This is a genomic window from Kineosporia babensis, assembly GCF_021129305.1.
Lineage (GTDB): Bacteria > Actinomycetota > Actinomycetes > Actinomycetales > Kineosporiaceae > Kineosporia > Kineosporia babensis.
Genome location: NZ_JAJOMB010000009.1, coordinates 272,644 through 291,832 on the forward strand (window position 1 = coordinate 272,644; position 19,189 = coordinate 291,832).

A 19,189-nucleotide genomic window follows, 5' to 3' on the forward strand; every position below is an offset into this window, starting at 1 on the left:
AGACGGGCCATCCCACCGGTACTTCGCTGCCCAGGCAGGGAGTTCTGATGCAGGGGTACGGGCCGCAGCCTCCTCAAGAGACAAAACGCGCCCACCCCGTCCCAAATTGGAGACGGGGTGGGCGCGTAGGTGAGGAACCGAACCGAAGGTGCCCTACCGCACGGAGCTCTTGGCCAGCAGTCGGCCCACCGCGTGCAGCGGCACCTCGACCCAGCCGGGCCGGTGCCGCGTCTCGTAAACCACCTCGTACAGCGCCTTGTCGAGCTCCAGCGCCCGCAACAACGCAGCATCCTGACGCGGGTCACGCCCGGCCTCGGCGGCATACCCCGTGAGGTAGGCCTCCCGGCACTCCCCGGCCCAGGTGGAGGCCGCGAGCGCCCGCGGGTCGTCGTCGGCCAGCCCGAGAACCGAGTGACGAGCGGCGTAGTCGAACGAGCGCAGCATGCCGGCCACGTCGCGCAGCGCCAGGTCGGGATCGCCGCGCTCGGCCAGGGGCCGCAGCGGCTCACCTTCGAAGTCGAGCAGCACCCAGCCCCGGGCCTCGGAGTACAAGGCCTGACCCAGGTGCAGGTCGCCGTGGACGATCTGCAGGTCCGGCGCCTCGCTCAGATGCCGGACCTGGTCGACCACCTCGCCTGCCGCGTCGGCGTACTCGCTCAGCGCCGGAGCTGCCTCCAGCGCCCAGTTCAGCCGCTGCCGCAGGTGATCGGCCAGCGCGGCCAGGGTGAGCGAGGTGCTGGGACGGGTGGGCAGGACTTCGGCGAGCGCAGCGTGCACGGCCGCGGTGGCGGCACCCAGCTGGGCCGACAACTGCGCGAAAGTCTCTCCGTTGGTTACCGCACCGGTAGCCACTCGCCAGCCGTCGGCGCTGCCGGCGACGAACTCGGCCGCGGCGGACAGGTGCCCCCAGGCGGGCTGACCGCCCGGCTGCACCCACTCGCCCTCGACCCAGCCGACCAGCCGGGGCACCCGCTCGTTGCCGGCCCGGGCCAGAGCACCCGGCACGACCACGTCGGGGTTACGGCCGGACTGCAGCACCCGGAACAGCTTGATCATCACCGGATCGGCGCCGTCCGCACCGACGATGATCGAGGTGTTGGACTGCTCGCCGGAGAGCACCTTGGCCGGGCGGTGCGGATCGGGCGGGGCTTCACCCGCCCGGCGCACTCCCCGCACCCGGCTGCGCGGGGTACCGGCCTCGGACATCGCCTCGCTGGAGGAGGCGATCAGCTCGGTCCAGGCCGCCACGAAGTCCGGGTCGTGCGGGGCGTCGTAGACGTACCGCACGCCGTCGGGGGTACGCAGCTCGCCCAGCAGGGCGTGAGCGAGCTCGGCCACCGGCTCGCTGCGGTAGGTGAGCGGCACCTGGTAGGTGGCCGCTCCCGCGTCCGAGGCCGGCTGCCCGGCCGGCAGCGCACTGATCAGGTGCACCACGATGCCGACCCGCCGCCGGATCGCCGCCTCCGGGGCGACTACCGGCCGCCCTTCGGTGGGCAGCGGGATCTCCCCGGTGGCCGGCTCGACCACCGACGGCGCCGGGACCGGCGGGACCAGAGTGATCTGGCCTGCCGGCGCCAGCGAGACCCCGCCGTGCCCGGCCGAGAACCAGCGCTGCCGGGGTAACCAGCTGGCCAGCAACCCGGCGATGTCGACGGCACCGGTGACCGGTTCGTTCATCGGGCGGCTCCTGAAGTCATCGGGCGGCCCCGGCGTTCACGCTGGCGGCCACCGAGTTGCCGATGGAGCGTGCGGTCGGGTCGATCGGCGGCGTGATCGAGAGCCAGTAGAAGTCCCGCGAGCCCATCGTCAGGGTGAGCTCGGCACTCTGCGGCACCGGCTTGAACCCGGTCCCGCCGAAGATGTCGCTGATCTCGTGATCGGCGGTCCAGTGCGGCAGGTGCAGGGTGGTGGCCTGCGCGGTCCGGCTGAGGTTGTTGACGCACAGCAGGATCTCCGGCTCCTCGCCGGTCTCCGGATCGCCCTGGAACACCCGCAGGAAGGCCAGCACCGCCGGGTTGTCGGCCTCGACCGCCTGGTAGGTGCCCATCCCGAAAGCCGGATGATCGCGCCGGATCTGCAGCATCGAGCGCACCCAGTTCAGCAGCGAGCTGGAGGTGGCCATCTGCGCCTCCACGTTCACCGCCGCGTAGTGGTACTGCAGCGACTGCACGGCCGGCAGGTAGAGCTTGCCCGGGTCGGCGGTGGAGAAGCCGGCGTTACGGTCGGGCGTCCACTGCATCGGGGTGCGCACCGCGTCCCGGTCGGGCAGCCAGATGTTGTCGCCCATCCCGATCTCGTCGCCGTAGTACAGCGTCGGGCTGCCGGGCATCGACAGCACCAGCGCGTGCGCCAGCTCGATCTCGGCCCGCGAGCCGTCCAGCAGGGTCGCGAGTCTGCGCCGGATGCCGATGTTGGCCCGCATCCGCGGGTCCGGGGCGTACCAGCCGTACATCGCGGCGCGCTCTTCGGTGGTGACCATCTCGAGCGTCAGCTCGTCGTGGTTACGCAGGAAGGTGCCCCACTGGCCGTGCGCCGGGATGTCCGGGGTCTCGGCCAGGATGTCGACGATCGGCTTGGCCTTCTCGTCCCGCAGCGCGTAGTAGATCCGCGGCATCACCGGGAAGTGGAAGCACATGTGGCACTCGGGCTCGTCCTCGGTACCGAAGTACTCGACCACGTCCTTCGGCCACTGGTTGGCCTCGGCCAGCATGATCCGGCCCGGGTACTCCTCGTCGATGGTGGAGCGCAGCTTGCGCAGGAACCCGTGGGTCTGCGGCAGGTTCTCGCAGTTGGTGCCGTCCTCCTCGAACAGGTACGGCACCGCGTCCAGCCGGAACCCGTCGATCCCCATGTCCATCCAGAACCGGACGACGTCGAGGATCGCCTCCTGCACCGCCGGGTTCTCGAAGTTCAGGTCCGGCTGGTGACCGAAGAACCGGTGCCAGAAGTACTGCCGGCGCACCGGGTCGAACGTCCAGTTGCTGGACTCGGTGTCGACGAAGATGATCCGGGCGTCCTGGTACAGCTCGTCCGAGTCGCTCCAGACGTAGAAGTCGCCGTACGGCCCCTCCGGGTCGTTGCGGCTGGACTGGAACCACGGGTGCGCGTCCGAGGTGTGGTTGATCACCAGGTCGGTGATCACCCGCAGCCCCCGGGCGTGCGCCTGGGCGACGAACTCCTGGAAGTCCGGCATGGTGCCGAACTCCGGCAGCACGGCGCAGTAGTCGGCGATGTCGTACCCGCCGTCGCGCAGCGGCGAGGCGTAGAACGGCGGCAGCCACAGGCAGTCCACGCCGAGCGACTGGATGTAGTCCAGCTTGCCGATCAGACCGGTGAAGTCACCCGAGCCGGAGCCGTTGGAGTCGGCGAAGGCCCGGACCAGCACCTCGTAGAAGACGGCCTTGCGGTACCAGTTGGGGTCGTTGTCGAGACCCTGATGGATACCCACACCACTGATGTTCCTGGGCAACCTAGACCCTCCTGACATGGAGGACGTGGGCGGGCTGGAAGTAGGGGTCGAGACGCACGTAGTTGCGTTCCTGCCACGGGTAGGTCGTGCCCGTGATCAGGTCCTCCACGATGAAGCCGTCGAACCAGTCCAGGCCCAGGGCGGGCATGTCCAGGTGCACGGTGGTCTCGCGCGTGGTGTGCGGATCGAGGTTGACGACGACGATGAGCACGTCCTCGGGGCCACCGGCCGTCTCGCTCGACTCCACCCGCCGCGAGTAGCAGATCACCTGCTCGTCGTCGACGGTGTGGAACACGGTGTTGCGCAGGCGCTGCAGAGCCTTGTGGTTACGCCTGATGTCGTTCAGCCGCGTGATGTACGGCGCGATCGAGCGGCCGTGGTTGGCGCCGCCCGGCTCGTAGCTGCGCCAGTCCCGCGGGCGGTACTGGAACTTCTCGCTGTCCAGGTACTCCTCACGACCGGGCAGCGGCGCCCCCTCGCAGAGCTCGTAACCGGAGTACATGCCCCAGTTCGACGAGAGGGTGGCGGCCAGCACGGCCCGCAGCTTGAAGGCCGAGGGACTCGCGTCCTGCAGGAACTCGTGCAGGATGTCCGGCGTGTTAGGCCAGAAGTTCGGCCGCATGTAGTCGGCACTTGAGCCGGTCAGCTCGGTGACGTACTCGGTCAGCTCTTCTTTGGTGTTGCGCCAGGTGAAGTACGTGTACGACTGGTGGAAACCGACCTTGCCGAGGGTGTGCATCATCGCCGGGCGGGTGAACGCCTCGGCCAGGAACAGCACCTCCGGGTTCGTGGCGTTGACCGAGCGGATCAGCCACTCCCAGAACGAGACCGGCTTGGTGTGCGGGTTGTCCACCCGGAACACCTTGATCCCCCGGTCGATCCAGTACCGCACCACCCGCAGGATCTCGGCGGCCAGGCCGGCCGGGTCGTTGTCGAAGTTCAGCGGGTAGATGTCCTGGTACTTCTTCGGCGGGTTCTCGGCATAGGCGATGCTGCCGTCGGCCCGGGTGGTGAACCACTCCGGGTTGGACTTGGCCCACGGGTGGTCCGGCGCGCACTGCAGGGCCAGGTCCAGCGCGATCTCCAGGCCCAGGGCCTTGGCGGTGGAGACGAAGTGGTCGAAGTCCTCCACCGTGCCCAGGTCCGGGTGGATCGCGTCGTGCCCACCCTCGTCCGAGCCGATCGCCCAGGTCGAGCCCGGGTCGCTCGGGCCCGGGGTGAGGGTGTTGTTCGGGCCCTTGCGGTTGACCCGGCCGATCGGGTGGATCGGCGGCAGGTAGACGATGTCGAAACCCATCGCCGCGGCCGCCGCCAGCCGGGGCTCGGCCTGCCGGAACGTGCCGGAGATCCAGCGCCCGTTCTCGTCCAGCCGGGCGCCCTCGGAGCGCGGGAACAGCTCGTACCAGGCCGAGAACAGCGCCCGCTCGCGCTGCACCTCGAGCTTCAGGGCCGGCGAGGGGGAGACCATGTCACGCAGCGGGCTCTCGTTCAGCGCGCCCTTGACCTGCAGCGACAGCCCGGCCGCGAGCCGCTCGGAGATCGAGCGGTTGCTGTTGCGCAGCACCGCCGCGGCCTCGGTCAGGTTGAGCATGGGCTTGCGCCGCTGCTTGGTCTCCTTGACCGCCCGCTCCATCAGCCGGGCGCCCTCCTCGAGCATCAGCTCGACGTCGACCCCGGAGCCGATCTTGATCACGGCATCGTGTTCCCAGGTGCCGTACGGATCGCTCCAGCCCTCGACCTGGTACGTCCACACCCCGATCCGGTCCGGCGTGAAAGTCGCGTGGTAGCGGTCGGTCCCGGGCGCGCCCGGGCTCATCCGGACCTCGGTGTGCCGTCTGCCCTCCGGATCGATCAGCACCGCGGTGGCGGCGACCGCGTCGTGCCCCTCCCGGAACACGGTGGCGCTCACCGTGACGGTCTCGCCGACGACGGCCTTGGCCGGCCAGCGGCCACCGTCGACGTTCGGCGTCACCCCGGTGACCGGGATGCGTCCGATGCCGGGACGTCCGTAGACGACCGACGCACTTTCACCCTTGCCCTGAGCGAGGTAGGGGGCAGGGGCGGCGCTCGCGGGGAGCGAGGCGTCCTTGCCGTTGTACTCAGGGGCCGAGCTGGTCTGTGTCTCCATACGTTTACCCGTTCCCGCGACGCCTGAGATGCGGTCGATCTGATCGAAGCCACTGTGGAGGCTCATGGACGCTTCCGACGACCTTCCCGGCAGGGCACTGCGGCCCCCGCCAATTCCGAACTGCACACGTGCCCAACATCCAGGTACCAGGGTCGGTCATGCTGGGGGGTCCCCGCATTTCCACCGCACCGTCACCGTCGAACCGCCATCGGAACGCACTCGTTGCGGTACCCGCTGTTCACCTGGTGACGCCAGGACCCGCCGGCCGCTGCGCCGAGGGTGCCGGTCGCCGACCATCAGGATTCATGGTCGCGCTCACGACACCCCAGGCCCAGATCCAACCAGACAGTAGTTTCAGGGCGATCACTGCGGTGCTTCAAAACCTATCGGCAGGGCGCGGGTGAAACTTCTTGCGAGTTCCGCAAGAGGTTCACCGTCTCGCCGCGAGATCGCCGGCCACCTGTCCTAGGGTGGCCGGGTGAGAGCGATCCGCCGATTCACCGTCCGGACCGTCCTGCCCGAGCCGCTCAAGCCGCTGGACGAGCTCGCCAGCAACCTCAGATGGTCGTGGCACCGGCCGACCCTGGAGTTGTTCGCCTCGCTCAGCCCGGCCCGCTGGGAGGCGGCCCGCCGCGACCCGGTGGCCATGCTGGGTTCCTTCTCGCCGGAAGAGCTGCAGAATCTGGCCGCTGACCGGGATTTCGTGGCCCGCCTCGAGCAGGCCGCCGCCGACCTGCACGGCTATCTGAGTGAACCGCGCTGGTACCAGAGCCTGGACGCCGAGCTCGCCGCCGAGTCCCGGGCCCCCGCGCCGCGCTCGATCGCGTACTTCTCCCCGGAGTTCGGGATCACCGCCGTCCTGCCGCAGTACTCCGGCGGCCTCGGCATCCTGGCCGGCGACCACCTGAAGTCGGCCAGCGACCTGGGCGTGCCGATCGTCGGGGTGGGCCTGCTGTACCAGCGCGGCTACTTCGAGCAGTCGCTCACCCGCGACGGCTGGCAGCACGAGGACTACCCGGTGCTGGACCCGCACGAGCTGCCGATCTCGCTGGTGCGCGAGGCCGACGGCACCCCGGCCGAGGTCAGCGTCACCCTGGCCGGCGGGCGGCCGCTGGTCGCGCACCTGTGGAAGGCCCAGGTCGGCCGGGTGCCGCTGTTGCTGCTGGACTCCGACCACGAGGCCAACGACGAGGCCTTCCGCGCGGTCACCGACCGGCTCTACGGCGGCACCCCGGAACACCGGCTGCACCAGGAGATGCTGCTCGGGATCGGCGGCGTGCGCGCGCTACGGCTGTGGAGTCGGCTCACCGGGGCGCCGGCGCCCGAGGTCTACCACACCAACGAGGGCCACGCCGGGTTCCTCGGTCTGGAGCGGATCAGCGAGCTGGTCGGCACCGGCCTGAGCTTCGACGAGGCCCTCGAAACGGTCCGGGCGGCCACCGTCTTCACCACCCACACCCCGGTCCCGGCCGGCATCGACCGGTTCGCCCGCGAGCTGATCATGAGCCACTTCGGCCCGGAGAGCGGGCTTGCGGGCCTGAGCGTGGAACGCGTGCTGGCGCTCGGCGCGGAGACCTACCCGGGCGGCGACGCCGCGGTGTTCAACATGGCGGTGATGGGCCTGCGCCTGGCCCAGCGGGCCAACGGGGTCTCGCAGCTGCACGGGGTGGTCAGCCGGGAGATGTTCGACGGGCTGTGGCCGGGTTTCGACCCGCCGGAGGTGCCGATCACCTCGATCACCAACGGGGTGCACGCGCCCACCTGGGTGGATCACCGGATGATCGAGCTGGCCGAACAGCACATCGGCCCGCAGATCCGTTCCGAGGCGCGGGCCTGGGAGGAGATCGGCAAGATCCCGGCCGACCAGCTGTGGGCCACCCGCCGGCAGATGCGCGCCGACCTGGTCACCGAGTCCCGGCAGCGGATGCGGGCCTCCTGGCTGCGGCGCGGGGCGAGCAACGCCGAACTGCACTGGATCGACGACATCCTCGATCCGGACGTGCTCACCATCGGGTTCGCCCGCCGGGTGCCCACCTACAAGCGGCTCACCCTGATGCTGCGCGACCCGGAGCGGCTCAAGCGTCTGCTGCTGCACCCGGAACGGCCGATCCAGCTGGTCATCGCCGGGAAGTCGCATCCGGCCGACGAGACCGGCAAGCGGCTGATCCAGCAGATGGTGCGCTTCGCCGACGACGCCGGGGTACGGCACCGGATCGTCTTCCTGCCGAACTACGACATCGCCATGGCGCAGTCGCTCTACCCCGGCTGCGACGTCTGGCTGAACAACCCGCTGCGGCCGTTCGAGGCCTGCGGCACCTCGGGGATGAAGTCCGCGCTGAACGGCGGGCTCAACCTCTCGGTGCTGGACGGCTGGTGGGACGAGTGGTTCGACGGCGAGAACGGCTGGGCGATCCCGACCGCCGACGGTGTGGAGGACCCGGACTACCGCGACGACCTGGAGGCCGCGGGCCTTTACGACCTGCTGGAGAACGAGGTCGCGCCGCGGTTCTACGAGCGTGATGCCGAGGGGCTGCCGCAGCGCTGGCTGTCGATGGTCCGCCACACGTTCGCCTCGCTCGGGCCGAAGGTCCTGGCCAGCCGGATGGTCGCCGACTACGTGCGCCAGCTCTACCTGCCCGCCGCCGACGCGGGCCGGGCGACCACCCCCGAGGTGGCGCGCGATCTGGCTGCGTTCAAGGCCCGGGTGCGCACTTCCTGGCCGGGGGTGCGGGTGGAGCACGTCGACTCCTCCGGCCTGTCCGACAGCCCGCAGGTCGGCGATCAGCTGAGCGTGCGGGCGGTGGCCTTCCTGGACGGGCTGGACCCGGACGACGTGCAGGTCCAGGTGGTGCACGGGCGGGTCTCGCCGGAAGACCTGATCACCGATTTCGTGGTGCAGGACCTGCAGTACGCCGGGCCTGCCGACAACGATCCGGCCGACGGAAAGCACGTGTTCGAGGGGCATCTGACCCTGCGCCGGACCGGGCCGTTCGGTTACACGGTGCGGGTGCTGCCCAGGCACGAGGGCCTGGCTGCTCCCGCGGAACTGGGGTTGGTCACCAACGCCTGATCGCCGACGTCGGTGCCCACGTACGTCTCCGATGTGCGGACGTTGTGGGCACCGAAGTCTGGTTGCGCACCTCGGTGCCCGCCCCGATCCCATCTGGCCGAGATGCGTGGTGAGGGCGTACAACTCGTGGCCACCCCCGCACTTGAGAGCCGCTCGCAGGAGAAGGTGAGCCGACCGGGTGGGGTGCGTGCCTCGTCCCACATCGGTGAACGACTTCAGCGAACGGTCCGTGTGCCCGATCACAGGGCAGACGGGAGGACCGGCGATGAAGACCTGGCACGTGAGGTTCCGCAGTTACAACGACGAGGCCGAGACGCCCTGGCGGCTGTTCGGGGTGGACGAGCTGACCGGCGAACCCGCCGAGTACGTGGGTGAGGCGGCCGACGCCCTGCGGCAGCTGGAGGACGATCTGCGGCCGGGGGTGGTCGGCGAGAGCCAGCTGATCCACGCCGCGGACCATCTGGTCCTGATCGACGAGGACGACTTCGGCGAGCGCTACTACTACGAGTACCACCTGATGGACCCGCACCGGCGTCGCTCGTCCTCGGGCGGCTCGGTGTCCGTCGGTCGGCTGCCGGTGGACGAGTCGGGGCTGATGCCGCACCGCTTCCTGGCCGAGTTCCAGGACGTCGCGGCTGAGGTCGGCATCGATCTGCAGCTCACCCTGGCCCATCTCGACCCGCGGGCCGGACGCCAGGTGGGCGAGCTGCTGGCCTGGGCGCTGGAGCCGGTGCTGGACGAGGGCAACCTCGACGCGGCCGTGCGCAACGTGATGACGATGTATCTCTGGCTCTTCATGGTCGGCCGGGAGCACTGCGCCCGCGGCTACCCCTCACCCGTCGTGCCACCGGAGGGTGCTGAGGCCGCCCGGCAGGTGATCGGGGAGCTGGCGGAGTCGGAGTTCCTGGTCGGGGCGGCCCGGGCGGTTCCTCCGGCACCGGGTACCACCGGCTTCGCGGCCGAGTTCGCCGAGGTCTGCGAGGACGTCTCGATCGACTACGAGCACACCCTGATCGACCTGGACGAAGAGGTCGGGCACAAGGTGATGCGCTTCGTGCACGAACTGCTGGCGCTGGGCAACCAGGACGATCCGGAACCGGCCCGGGACATGTTCTTCCGGCTGCTGAGCGGTGCGTTGTGGCTGTTCCGGCTGGGCCGGGCGCATGCTGCCCGGGGCTATCCGGCGCCGGTGCCCCGCGGGCAGTTCTCTGATCTGCCGGACACCTTGGACCAGTTCTTCGACGTTTGAGGCTCTATGTGTGGGCGCCGAGTTGTTTCAGCGGGCCACGTACAGGCGTAGCGAGTCCGGCGAGGGCGCGATCTCGGTGGCAGGGGTAAGCGCCTGCGTGCTGCCGGGGGCTGGAGGTCGGGGCTCGGCGCTGTCCCAGAGCAGCTCGTAGGAGCTGAGCGGGGGTACGTCGGGCAGGATCACCGTGGGCGGCTGAGCGGCGCCGGCGATGACCAGCAGCAGGGAACCGGTGGTCTCGGCCGGGCCGATTGCGGCCGGGGGTTCGGCAAACAGCACCTGCAGCATCCGGCGCTGACCGTCGCCCCAGTGCGCCATCGTCATCTCAGCGCCGTCCTCCGCGAACCAGGCCACGTCCCGCAGCCCGCTCGGGCCCTGCTCCCCGGTGAAGAAGCGGGAGGGGTGCACCGCGCCGAAGCGCTGCCGGAGCGAGATCAGATGGCGCGTGGTGGCCAGCAGATCCTCCTGCCAGTCGGCCAGCTCCCAGTCCAGCCACGAGACCGGGCTGTTCTGCGAGTAGGGGTTGTTGTTCCCGGCCTGGGTACGGCCGAACTCGTCGCCGGCCACCAGCATCGGTACCCCGGCCGAGAACAGCAGCGTCCCCAGCATGTTGCGGATCGAGCGGCGGCGGGCGGCCAGGATCACCGGGTCGTCGGTGTCTCCCTCGACGCCGTGGTTCCAGCTGCGGTTGTTCTCGGTGCCGTCGCGGTTGTCCTCGCCGTTGTCCTGGTTGTGCTTGACGTTGTAGGCGGTCAGGTCGGCCAGGGTGAAACCGTCGTGCGCGGTGATGAAGTTGACCGACGCCAGCGGGCCCCGGCCGGACTGGAAGGTGTCGGCCGAACCGGCGATCCGGGTGCCGAGATCCCGCAGTCCACCGGGCATCTCACCGGCGGCCACCCGGGCCCCGGAGGTCAGCCAGAAGTCCCGGACGTCATCGCGGTAGCGATCGTTCCACTCCCCGAACGGAGGCGGGAACTGGCCGGTGCGCCATCCGTCCGGGCCGACGTCCCAAGGTTCTGCTATGAGTTTCGCCCCCGCCAGCACCGGATCGACCCGCATCGCGACCAGCATCGGGTGGTCGGCGTGGAACTCGTTGTGCCCCCGGGCCAGGGTGGGGGCCAGGTCGAAACGGAACCCGTCCACGTCCATCTCCTGCACCCAGTAGCGCAGCGAGTCCAGTACCAGCTGCACCACCCGGGTCTGGGTGGCGTCCAGCGAGTTGCCGCAACCGGTGAAGTCGATGTCCCGGCCGTCGCCGTCCAGACGGTAGTAGGTGGCCGCGTCCAGGCCCCGCCAGGACAGCGTCGGGCCGGTGACCCCCGCCTCGCAGGTGTGGTTGTAGACGACGTCGAGCAGCACCTCCAGCCCGGCCTCGTGCAGCGTCTGCACCATCTGCCGGAACTCGGCCACCACCAGCCCCGGGTCCTCGGTGGCGGCGTACCCCGGGTTCGGGGCGAAGAAGCCCAGGGTGTTGTAGCCCCAGTAGTTGCTCAGGCCGCGCGCTTCCAGGTGAGCCTCGGACTGCGAGGCATGGATCGGCAGCAGCTCCAGCGCGGTCACGCCCAGGCCGGTCAGGTGCTCGATGGTGGCGGGGTGGGCCAGGCCGGCGTAGGTTCCGCGCAGCGCATCGGGCACGCCGGGCAGGTTCTGGGTGAGCCCGCGCACGTGGGCCTCGTAGATCACCGTCCGGGCCCAGGGGGTGTGCGGCTTGGTGGACGGCCGGGCTGTGGGAGCGGCGGTGACCAGGCCGTGCGCGGCGAACGGGGCCGAGTCGCGGTGATCCTGGATGCGGTGGTTGCCGAGCAGGTCAGCGCCCACCTGGTGCCCGAAAAGCTCTGGACGCAGGCGTTGCGGGGGCACGATCGCCCGGGCGTACGGGTCGAGCAGCAGCTTGGCCGGGTTGTGCCGGTGGCCCCGGCGCGGATCCCACTCGCCGTGCACCCGCAGGCCGTAGCGCTGGCCGGGCTGCACGTCGGGGACGAAGCCGTGCCAGATGCCGTAGGTGCGGTTCGGCAGATCGATCCGTCGTTCGCTCCAGCGACCGCTGCTGGGCACGTCCGGGTCGAGCAGGCAGAACTGCACCCGGTCGGCGTGCTGGGCCATCACGGCGACGTCCACGCCACCGTCGCGCGGATGCACCCCGAGCGGGTACGGGAGAGACCTGACGGGCGAAGCCATCCGCCCAGTCTGCCGGAACCGCCGGTGAGCGCACGGCTACCGCGCCCGCCGGTGCCGGGAGCCGGTGTCGGCGTCGCACGGGTGGGCGAAAGGACTAGGGTTCCGGGCATGACCGATCCCACGTCCCTGCCCTCCTTCCCGCCCCCGCCGGACGAGCACCCGCTGCGCGGCAAGGTGCTGGACGCCATGATCGACGAGGGGCACCAGCCGCGGATCGACGAGGACGGTGACGTCGCCGTCTCGGTCCAGGAGCAGATGCTGTTCGTCCGGTGCCTGGACACCCAGCCGCCGATGATGCGGGTGTTCGGCCAGTGGTTGCTGGACGACTCGCTGGCCGGTGACGAGATCACCCGGCTGCGCGCGGCGAACGCCGTCACCAGTGCGCTGAACCTGGTCAAGGTCACGGTGAACGCCGACCGGCTGGCGGTTGCGGTGGACCTGATCGTCGCCGACGAGATGGACCTGGGCCCGTTGCTCACCGCCACCCTGGAGGCGGTGCTCGGCTCGGTGCGCACCTGGCACCAGACCGTGCAGCAGCTGATCGACGGCGGCGACGAGCCCGAAGAGGCCTGAGCCGGCTGATCCGGTGCCCGCCGGGCCGGGATGGGCGCCCTGCGTGGTGCCTCATCCCGGTTCGTCCGGATAAGGTCGGTTTCGGCTCTGGTGGCGGCGGTGGAGAGGGAGTGGCGACGTGAGTGAGCTCGTACGCCTGGAGGTCGAGGACTCGATCGCAACCCTCCGCCTGGACCGGCCCAGGATGAACGCGCTGAACACCGAGCTGACCGAGGGCATCCGCGCGGCGGCCGAGGAAGCCTCCCGGCGCCGTGACGTGGCCGCGGTGGTGGTCTACGGCGGGGAACAGGTCTTCGCCGCAGGCGCCGACATCAAGGAGATGCAGCCGCTGGGCTACAGCGAGAGCCTGCTGCTCGGCGGGCGGCTGCAACAGGCGCTGGACGAGGTCGCCGCAATCCCCAAGCCGACCGTGGCCGCGATCACCGGCTACGCCCTGGGCGGCGGCTGTGAGCTGGCGCTGGCCTGTGACTTCCGGATCGCGGCGGAGGACGCCCAGCTGGGCCAGCCGGAGATCCTGCTGGGCCTGATCCCGGGGGCGGGCGGCACCCAGCGGCTGCCCCGGCTGATCGGCCCGGCCCGCGCCAAGGACCTGATCTACAGCGGCCGGTTCGTCGACGCCGCCGAGGCCCTGCGGATCGGCCTGGTCGACGAGGTGGTGCCCGCCGCCGAGGTGTACGCCACCGCGCGCCGCCGGATGTCCCGCTACGTAGGGGCCGCGGCGATTGCGCTGCGGGCCGCGAAAGAAGCCGTCGACCGGGGCCTGGAGACCGATCTGGCCACCGGTCAGAAGATCGAACGGGCCCTGTTCAGCGGCCTGTTCGCGACCGAGGACCGCACACTGGGCATGACCTCGTTCATCGAGAACGGCCCGGGCAAGGCAAAATTCGAAGGACGTTGATGAGCGACGAGACGGCGACCGGCAGCAGTTCCGACGGTGGGCAGGTGCCCGCAGGGGTGGACCGGCCGACGCCGAGCGGTTCCGGTGGTTCGAGAAAAGCGGGCGCTTCCGGTCCGGCTGGTTCTGCAGTCCCTGGTTCTGCAGTGCCGGGTTCCAAGGCGCCTGGCTCGGCTGCGACGGGTGCGGCCGCCGGTGGTTCGCCCGCGAGTGGTGCGGGAACCGGTGGTTCGGCGTCTGGCGGTGCCAGGGTCGGCGCACGTGGTTCTGAGGCGGCCGGTGATTCGGTAGCCGGCGGTGATGGGGCGGCCAAGTCTCCGGTGCGCAGGCCGCAGGCCGGTCGCAGCGCCGCGCGTAAGGCTCCCGGCGAGGCGGCACCGAAGTCGGCTGCCCGCAAGCCCACCTCCAAGCGGGCGCCGGCCAAGAAGACCACGCCGCGAAAGCCCTCCACGACATCTACAGCCTCTACTGCGATGCCGTCCGATTCGGCTGCGCCCTCTGCTCCGGCTGAGTTGTCCAGTCCGGCTGAGGCGTCTGCCTCAGTGGAGCCGTCTGTTCCGGCGGTGCCTGCTACTTCGGTTGAGGCGTCTGCTTCGGTCACGCCGTCTGCTCCGGTAGTGCCTGCTACTTCCGCTCAGGCGTCTGCTTCGAGCGAGCCGTCAGCTCCGGTTGTTCGGTCCACTCCGCCGGTGGCGCCTGCTCCGAGTTCGGCTGGGCTGTCTGCTTCAGCCGCGCCTGGGACGCCTACTCCAGCTGCGTCGTCCGCCCCTGGGTCCTCTTCTGTTTCGGCTCAGTCGCCTGCTGCGACTGGGGCGTCCGGGTCGGAAGGGCCAGTTTCGGGGGAAGCAGTGCGCACTCCGGCCACACCTGCTGCTCCGACTGGTTCGGTGACGCCGTCGGCGCAGGTCGAGCCTGCGGGTTCGGCGGCTCCGGTGGTGCCGGCGCCCGAGGTCCCGGACAAGGTGCTGGCGGAGGCGGAGGAATCCCAGGCGCTCAAGAAGGTAAGCGTTCCGCAGGCTGCGTCGATCGCTGAGGATCGGGCTTCGGGGGCTGAGGCTGCTTCGAAGGTGGCTGGGGCTGCTGCGGTTTCGCCGGTGCCGGCCGAGCAGTCGGTGGACGAGGTCGCTGGCAGCGGTTCGGACGGAGCGCAGCCGGACTTGCGCGACGATCGGAAATCCGCGTCGGGCAATGGGGTTGAGCCCAAGTTGGCGGTGGGGAAGGTTGCGCAGGCGGGTTCTGCGGCGGAGCCGTCCGCTGAGCTGGGGCAGGCCGAATCGCAGCCCGGGAAGCCGCAGCCGGTGGAGCCCAAGCTTACGGTTGGTAAGGCGGCTGAGGTAAGCGCGTCTGCTGCGCCCGAGGCAGAGCGCCGGACCACGGCTGGTTCTAAGGAAGCTCAGCCCGTGACCAAGGGAGCTGCGGCCGACAAAGCCAGCAACGACGTCCCTAAGAAGAAAGCCGCGGCAGCGCCCGAAGGCCCGCGCCCGGGAGCAAAGGGCGCGCAGGGGGCCGGTTACGCCCGGGACCGGTTCGCGGTCATGGTCGGTGCGCGAGTGCTCCGTAAGGAGAAGTTGCCGTACAGCAACGCCCTGGAAGTTGGTGCGGGGGCGACGTTCGGCTTCTCCCTGGGCCTGCTGCAGTCCGGGGTGGTGAATCGGCTCTGGATCAGCGATTTGGCTACCTCCGCGCTGGCCGCCGCCCGCCGCCGTTCTGAGCAGTTCGGTCTGCGCATTCAGGGAGACGAGCTGGCTGACCCCGAGCTTCTTCCCTTCCCAGACGGCAAATTCGATCTGGTGGTGGCGCACGCGCTGCTGCACCGGCGAATGGATCCGGCGAACACGCTCACCGAGATGCTGCGGGTGCTGAAGCCGGGCGGACGGTTCGTGATCACGGGCGAGTCCACGCGGGCGAAAGACTGGGCGTCGCCTGGTTTCGCCCGAGCGCAGGGGAGCGTGGGACGGGTCGGGATGTCGCGTGCAGGTAAGGCGCGGACTCGGCTGCCGGAGAGGTTGCGCACCCTGACGGGGGCGCCGGATGCGCCGCCGGCGGTTCCGGATCAGCTGGAGGCGCTCGCGCTGGAAGCCGGAGCTCGTGAGGTGAAGGTGAAGCCCGAGGAGCTCCTGGCGACGGTGCTGCCTTACCCCGGTGCTGATCCTGGCCCGATGGTGATCCGTTCGCGGGAGCGGCTGTCGCAGGTGGACCGCAAGCTGTCGCAAGTCCTGCCGGCCTCGGCGTTCCCGACGGTGGGGATCACCGGCCTTCGCTGATAACAGGCCGATCGCTTCCTGGCCAAGGACAGCATGAGGATCGGGGCAGCGGACTTTGCTGCCCCGATCCTTGTATGTGGTTGCGGTAGATCGTGCGGAAAGGGGCAGGCGCTCAACCTGACGTAGGTGCGTGCCGAGGCTTGAGCCGTGAGCGAGCGCCCTGCCGAAGAGCCCGAGACGGCCCAGCAACCCGCGCAGCCACCCCAAGAACAAAGCCGCACCCTGATGATGCCGGTGCGCCCGGGAGTCATCCCACCCAGCGTGTTGCGCGCCGACGGCCCCCCGCCGGAGGTGCTGCGGCAGTGGAGCGATGCGCTCTCGGCGGCGGGCTTGTACGCGGAGGCGTTGGATGTGCATCCGGCGTTGGAACGGGTGGACGTCATCCGTCAGGCCGAACTGGCTGTGCTCGCGGGGATTCACACCAAGGCGCTGGAACTGCTGCAGGAGCTCAAAGCGGCGAAGTCGGACCGCACCAGCCGCAAGGTGGCCTCGCTGAAGCAGCGGGAGGTGGGCAAACCTGCCAGTCCGTGGTTGGAACTGCTCTCCCGGGTGGCCGAACTGCTGGCGGGGACCGGCGATTTGGAGGCGGTGAAGAGCGCCATCGGCGGAGTAGGGCCGTCGGCTGGCCTGGACTGGATCGTGGCGCTGGCCGCGGTTTCGGTGGGGGATCTCCCGATGGCCGCACCGTTGGCCCGTTCTGCGCGCGCCGGGGGCTGCCGTGACCTGCGGATGCTGACCATCGCCGCGGCGGACGATGCCCGGCAGGGGGAGCACCGCAAGGCGCTGGACTTGACCCGGCAGGCTCAGCGGATTGCCCTCCCTGACGAGGATCCGGCCGCCCTGACGGTGCACGTGCTGCAGCGCTGCGGTTTTGCGGAGGCGGCCAAGGCCTTGGCCGTAGCTGGGGTCGGCGAATCCCACCTGGCTCCCGCCTTCCGGGCGGACTGGAAGGCGGCCGCCACAGCTGCGGGGGCCGGCGGGATGGCCCTGCTCGGTCAGCAGATCAAGGCGTCGGCCCGCTGGTCCGAGCGACGGTCGGAGAAACGGGCCCGTGAGGCCGAGACCATCGCCACCTACGACCTGACCTGCCGTTGCTACGGCTCGGGCGGCTGGATCGGACCCGGCCGGCAGTTCTACCTGCAGCACCATCTGCACGAGCTGCTGCCCGCCCCGGTGGCCGGTCTGGACGCCCGGCTGATGATCTGCCGGGCCACCAGCCTGACCTTTCTCGACCTGGTCGCCCGGGAGATCACGCTGCCGGTGCCCTCCAGCCCGCCGAGCACCCAGTTCGCCGCCGACAGCGAAGAGGAGGAGCCCACCCCGGGGATGGGAGTGAGCCTCGGGCTGGCCCTGCCCGCCTGATTAAAGACAGGGCCCTGTGAGTTAATTCACGGGCCAGTGGCCGGAGTGACCGTCTGGCGTGAGTAGCGTGTGCACTCAGCGGCCCAGGAGTGGCCCCGCCCGGCCCGGATGAGAAACTGAACGCCTGGTAAGCGGATGGTCAGCTCAGGGTTTCCCGCAAGTACGCGAAGAGTCGAGAGGCGCTCATGAACATCGTGGTCTGTGTGAAGTACGTACCGGATGCCCAGGCCGACCGTGCATTCTCGCCGGACGACAACACTACGGACCGTGAGGTCGACGGCCTGCTCTCCGAGCTCGACGAATACCCGGTCGAGGAGGCGCTGAAGCTCGCCGAGGCCACCGACGGCAAGGTCATCGCGCTGACCGTCGGCCCGGACGACGCCGAGGACGCCGTGCGCAAGGCCCTGCAGATGGGCGCGCACGAGGGCGTGCACGTCCTCGACGACGCGATCCACGGCTCGGACGCCCTGGCCACCTCCAAGGTGCTGGCCGCGGCGCTCGGCAAGCTCGAGTTCGACCTGGTCCTGACCGGCATGACCTCGACCGACGGCACGATGGGCGTGGTCCCGGCGATGCTCGCCGAGCGGCTCGGCCTGCCCCAGGTCACCCTGGCCAGCGAGCTGACGGTGGCCGACGGCAAGGCCACGATCCGCCGGGACAACGACGCGAACACCGAGATCGTCGAGGCCGCCCTGCCCGCCGTGGTCAGCGTGACCGACCAGATCAACGAGCCGCGTTTCCCCTCGTTCAAGGGGATCATGGCGGCCAAGAAGAAGCCGTTGCAGACCTGGTCGCTGGACGACCTGGGGATCTCCGCGGACGAGGTCGGCCTGTCCGCCGCCTGGACGTCGGTCGCCGACGTCACCGCGCGCCCGCCGCGCACCGCCGGCCAGGTTGTCACCGACGAGGGCGACGGCGGCACCAAGCTCGTCGAGTTCCTCGCCGGCGCCAAGCTGGTCTGATCCCCCCGACGTCGCGCAGGAAAGGAAACTTCGAGAATGTCCCAGGTACTCGTGCTCGTCGACCACGTCGACGGCGCTGTTCGCAAGCCCACCACGGAACTGCTCACCATCGCCGCGCGCCTGGGTGAACCGGCCGCCGTGTTCATCGGCCAGGGGTACGACAACGCCGCGGCCACGCTCGCCGAGTACGGCGCCCAGAAGGTCTACCAGGTCGAGGGTGAGGGCATCGAGGACTACCTCGTCGCCCCCAAGGCCGAGGCGCTGGCCGCTGTGGTTTCCCAGGCCGGTGAGGTCGCCGCGGTGCTGCTGGCCAGCTCCGGTGAGAACAAGGAGATCGCCGGCCGGCTGGCCGTCAAGCTGGACTCCGGCCTGATCACCGACGCGGTGGACGTGCAGGCCGGCGAGAACGGCCCGGTCACCGTGCAGTCGGTGTTCGCCGCCGCGTTCTCGGTCACCGCCAGCGTCACCAAGGGCGTGCCGGTGATCACGGTCAAGCCGAACTCGGCCGAGCCGCAGACCGTCGCGGGCGTCACCCCCGAGCTGGTCAGCGTTCCGGTCACGATCTCCGACCTGGCCAGGACCGCCAAGGTGGTTGAGCGCCGGGCCAAGGAGAAGGGCGGGCGGCCCGAGCTCACCGAGGCCGCGATCGTGGTCTCCGGTGGCCGTGGCACGGACGGCAACTTCGGCCCGGTCGAGAGCTTCGCCGATGCGCTGGGCGGTGCCGTCGGCGCATCCCGGGCCGCGGTCGACGCCGGCTGGTACCCGCACAGCAGCCAGGTCGGGCAGACCGGTAAGCAGGTCTCGCCCACGCTCTATGTGGCCAGCGGGATCTCCGGCGCGATCCAGCACCGGGCCGGCATGCAGACGTCCAAGACGATCGTGGCGATCAACAAGGACCCGGAGGCGCCGATCTTCGAGCTCGTCGACTTCGGTGTGGTCGGCGACCTGTTCAAGGTGCTGCCGCAGGCCACCGACGAGGTGCTCAAGCGCAAGGGCTGATCTCGAGCAGGCGGGGGCGGTCCTTCCCGGGGCCCCCCCCCCC

At 70.1% G+C, this 19,189-nt stretch carries 12 protein-coding genes; 8 read left to right on the top strand and 4 right to left on the bottom strand.

Annotation, left to right across the window (positions count from 1 at the left end; genetic code table 11):
* Positions 1–153 precede the first annotated feature (153 nt).
* From LR394_RS18800 to LR394_RS18810, 3 genes are read right to left on the bottom strand one after another with little or no spacing between them, the layout of a single operon-like run.
* Positions 154–1,677: a maltokinase N-terminal cap-like domain-containing protein gene (locus LR394_RS18800; protein WP_231443704.1), complete on the bottom strand. Its 1,524-nt coding sequence runs from the start codon at positions 1,675–1,677 to the stop codon at positions 154–156.
* Positions 1,678–1,693: 16 nt separating this feature from the next.
* Entirely contained in the window at positions 1,694–3,487 is a 1,794-nt protein-coding gene (treS, locus tag LR394_RS18805) for a maltose alpha-D-glucosyltransferase (RefSeq protein WP_269329370.1), read from the bottom strand.
* Complete coding sequence (locus LR394_RS18810) at positions 3,471–5,597, bottom strand: alpha-1,4-glucan--maltose-1-phosphate maltosyltransferase (protein WP_231443709.1); 2,127 nt, start codon at positions 5,595–5,597, stop codon at positions 3,471–3,473. The genes treS and LR394_RS18810 overlap by 17 nt, the downstream gene beginning before the upstream one ends.
* A 478-nt stretch (positions 5,598–6,075) precedes the next feature.
* Between LR394_RS18810 and glgP the strand changes: the two genes are divergently transcribed.
* Both glgP and LR394_RS18820 read left to right on the top strand, forming a co-directional pair.
* Complete coding sequence (glgP, locus tag LR394_RS18815; protein WP_231443711.1) at positions 6,076–8,667, top strand: alpha-glucan family phosphorylase; 2,592 nt, start codon at positions 6,076–6,078, stop codon at positions 8,665–8,667.
* A gap of 265 nt (positions 8,668–8,932) precedes the next feature.
* Complete coding sequence (locus LR394_RS18820; RefSeq protein WP_231443713.1) at positions 8,933–9,916, top strand: hypothetical protein; 984 nt, start codon at positions 8,933–8,935, stop codon at positions 9,914–9,916.
* Between the two features lie 27 nt (positions 9,917–9,943).
* On the opposite strand, the gene glgX is transcribed toward LR394_RS18820, so the two are convergent.
* Positions 9,944–12,091: a glycogen debranching protein GlgX gene (gene glgX, locus LR394_RS18825; protein WP_231443715.1), complete on the bottom strand. Its 2,148-nt coding sequence runs from the start codon at positions 12,089–12,091 to the stop codon at positions 9,944–9,946.
* A gap of 108 nt (positions 12,092–12,199) precedes the next feature.
* On the opposite strand from glgX, the gene LR394_RS18830 reads away from it, so the two are divergent.
* The 6 genes from LR394_RS18830 to LR394_RS18855 all read left to right on the top strand — a co-directional run bounded on the left by LR394_RS18830 (position 12,200) and on the right by LR394_RS18855 (position 19,146).
* Positions 12,200–12,664 (top strand): T3SS (YopN, CesT) and YbjN peptide-binding chaperone 1, encoded by a 465-nt coding sequence (locus LR394_RS18830; RefSeq protein ID WP_231443717.1) that lies wholly within the window; start codon positions 12,200–12,202, stop codon positions 12,662–12,664.
* Between the two features lie 118 nt (positions 12,665–12,782).
* Positions 12,783–13,562, top strand: a complete 780-nt coding sequence (locus tag LR394_RS18835) for an enoyl-CoA hydratase/isomerase family protein (RefSeq protein ID WP_231443719.1) — start codon at positions 12,783–12,785, stop codon at positions 13,560–13,562.
* A 1,091-nt stretch (positions 13,563–14,653) separates the two neighbouring features.
* Complete coding sequence (locus LR394_RS43050; protein WP_231443720.1) at positions 14,654–15,823, top strand: class I SAM-dependent methyltransferase; 1,170 nt, start codon at positions 14,654–14,656, stop codon at positions 15,821–15,823.
* Positions 15,824–15,970: 147 nt separating this feature from the next.
* The gene (locus LR394_RS18845) at positions 15,971–17,185 is read left to right on the top strand and encodes a hypothetical protein (protein ID WP_231443721.1); all 1,215 of its coding nucleotides are present in this window, start codon (positions 15,971–15,973) and stop codon (positions 17,183–17,185) included.
* Between the two features lie 185 nt (positions 17,186–17,370).
* Positions 17,371–18,147, top strand: a complete 777-nt coding sequence (locus tag LR394_RS18850; protein ID WP_231443722.1) for an electron transfer flavoprotein subunit beta/FixA family protein — start codon at positions 17,371–17,373, stop codon at positions 18,145–18,147.
* A 36-nt stretch (positions 18,148–18,183) separates the two neighbouring features.
* Complete coding sequence (locus LR394_RS18855; RefSeq protein WP_231443723.1) at positions 18,184–19,146, top strand: electron transfer flavoprotein subunit alpha/FixB family protein; 963 nt, start codon at positions 18,184–18,186, stop codon at positions 19,144–19,146.
* The last annotated feature ends 43 nt before the right edge of the window (positions 19,147–19,189 follow it).

Bases quoted from the DNA above. Each gene is read 5' to 3' on its own strand.
- LR394_RS18800 (WP_231443704.1), bottom strand. From the start codon at position 1,677: ATGAACGAACCGGTCACCGGTGCCGTCGACATCGCCGGGTTGCTGGCC.
- treS (WP_269329370.1), bottom strand. From the start codon at position 3,487: ATGTCAGGAGGGTCTAGGTTGCCCAGGAACATCAGTGGTGTGGGTATC.
- LR394_RS18810 (WP_231443709.1), bottom strand. From the start codon at position 5,597: ATGGAGACACAGACCAGCTCGGCCCCTGAGTACAACGGCAAGGACGCC.
- LR394_RS18820 (WP_231443713.1), top strand. From the start codon at position 8,933: ATGAAGACCTGGCACGTGAGGTTCCGCAGTTACAACGACGAGGCCGAG.
- glgX (WP_231443715.1), bottom strand. From the start codon at position 12,091: ATGGCTTCGCCCGTCAGGTCTCTCCCGTACCCGCTCGGGGTGCATCCG.
- LR394_RS18830 (WP_231443717.1), top strand. From the start codon at position 12,200: ATGACCGATCCCACGTCCCTGCCCTCCTTCCCGCCCCCGCCGGACGAG.
- LR394_RS18850 (WP_231443722.1), top strand. From the start codon at position 17,371: ATGAACATCGTGGTCTGTGTGAAGTACGTACCGGATGCCCAGGCCGAC.
- LR394_RS18855 (WP_231443723.1), top strand. From the start codon at position 18,184: ATGTCCCAGGTACTCGTGCTCGTCGACCACGTCGACGGCGCTGTTCGC.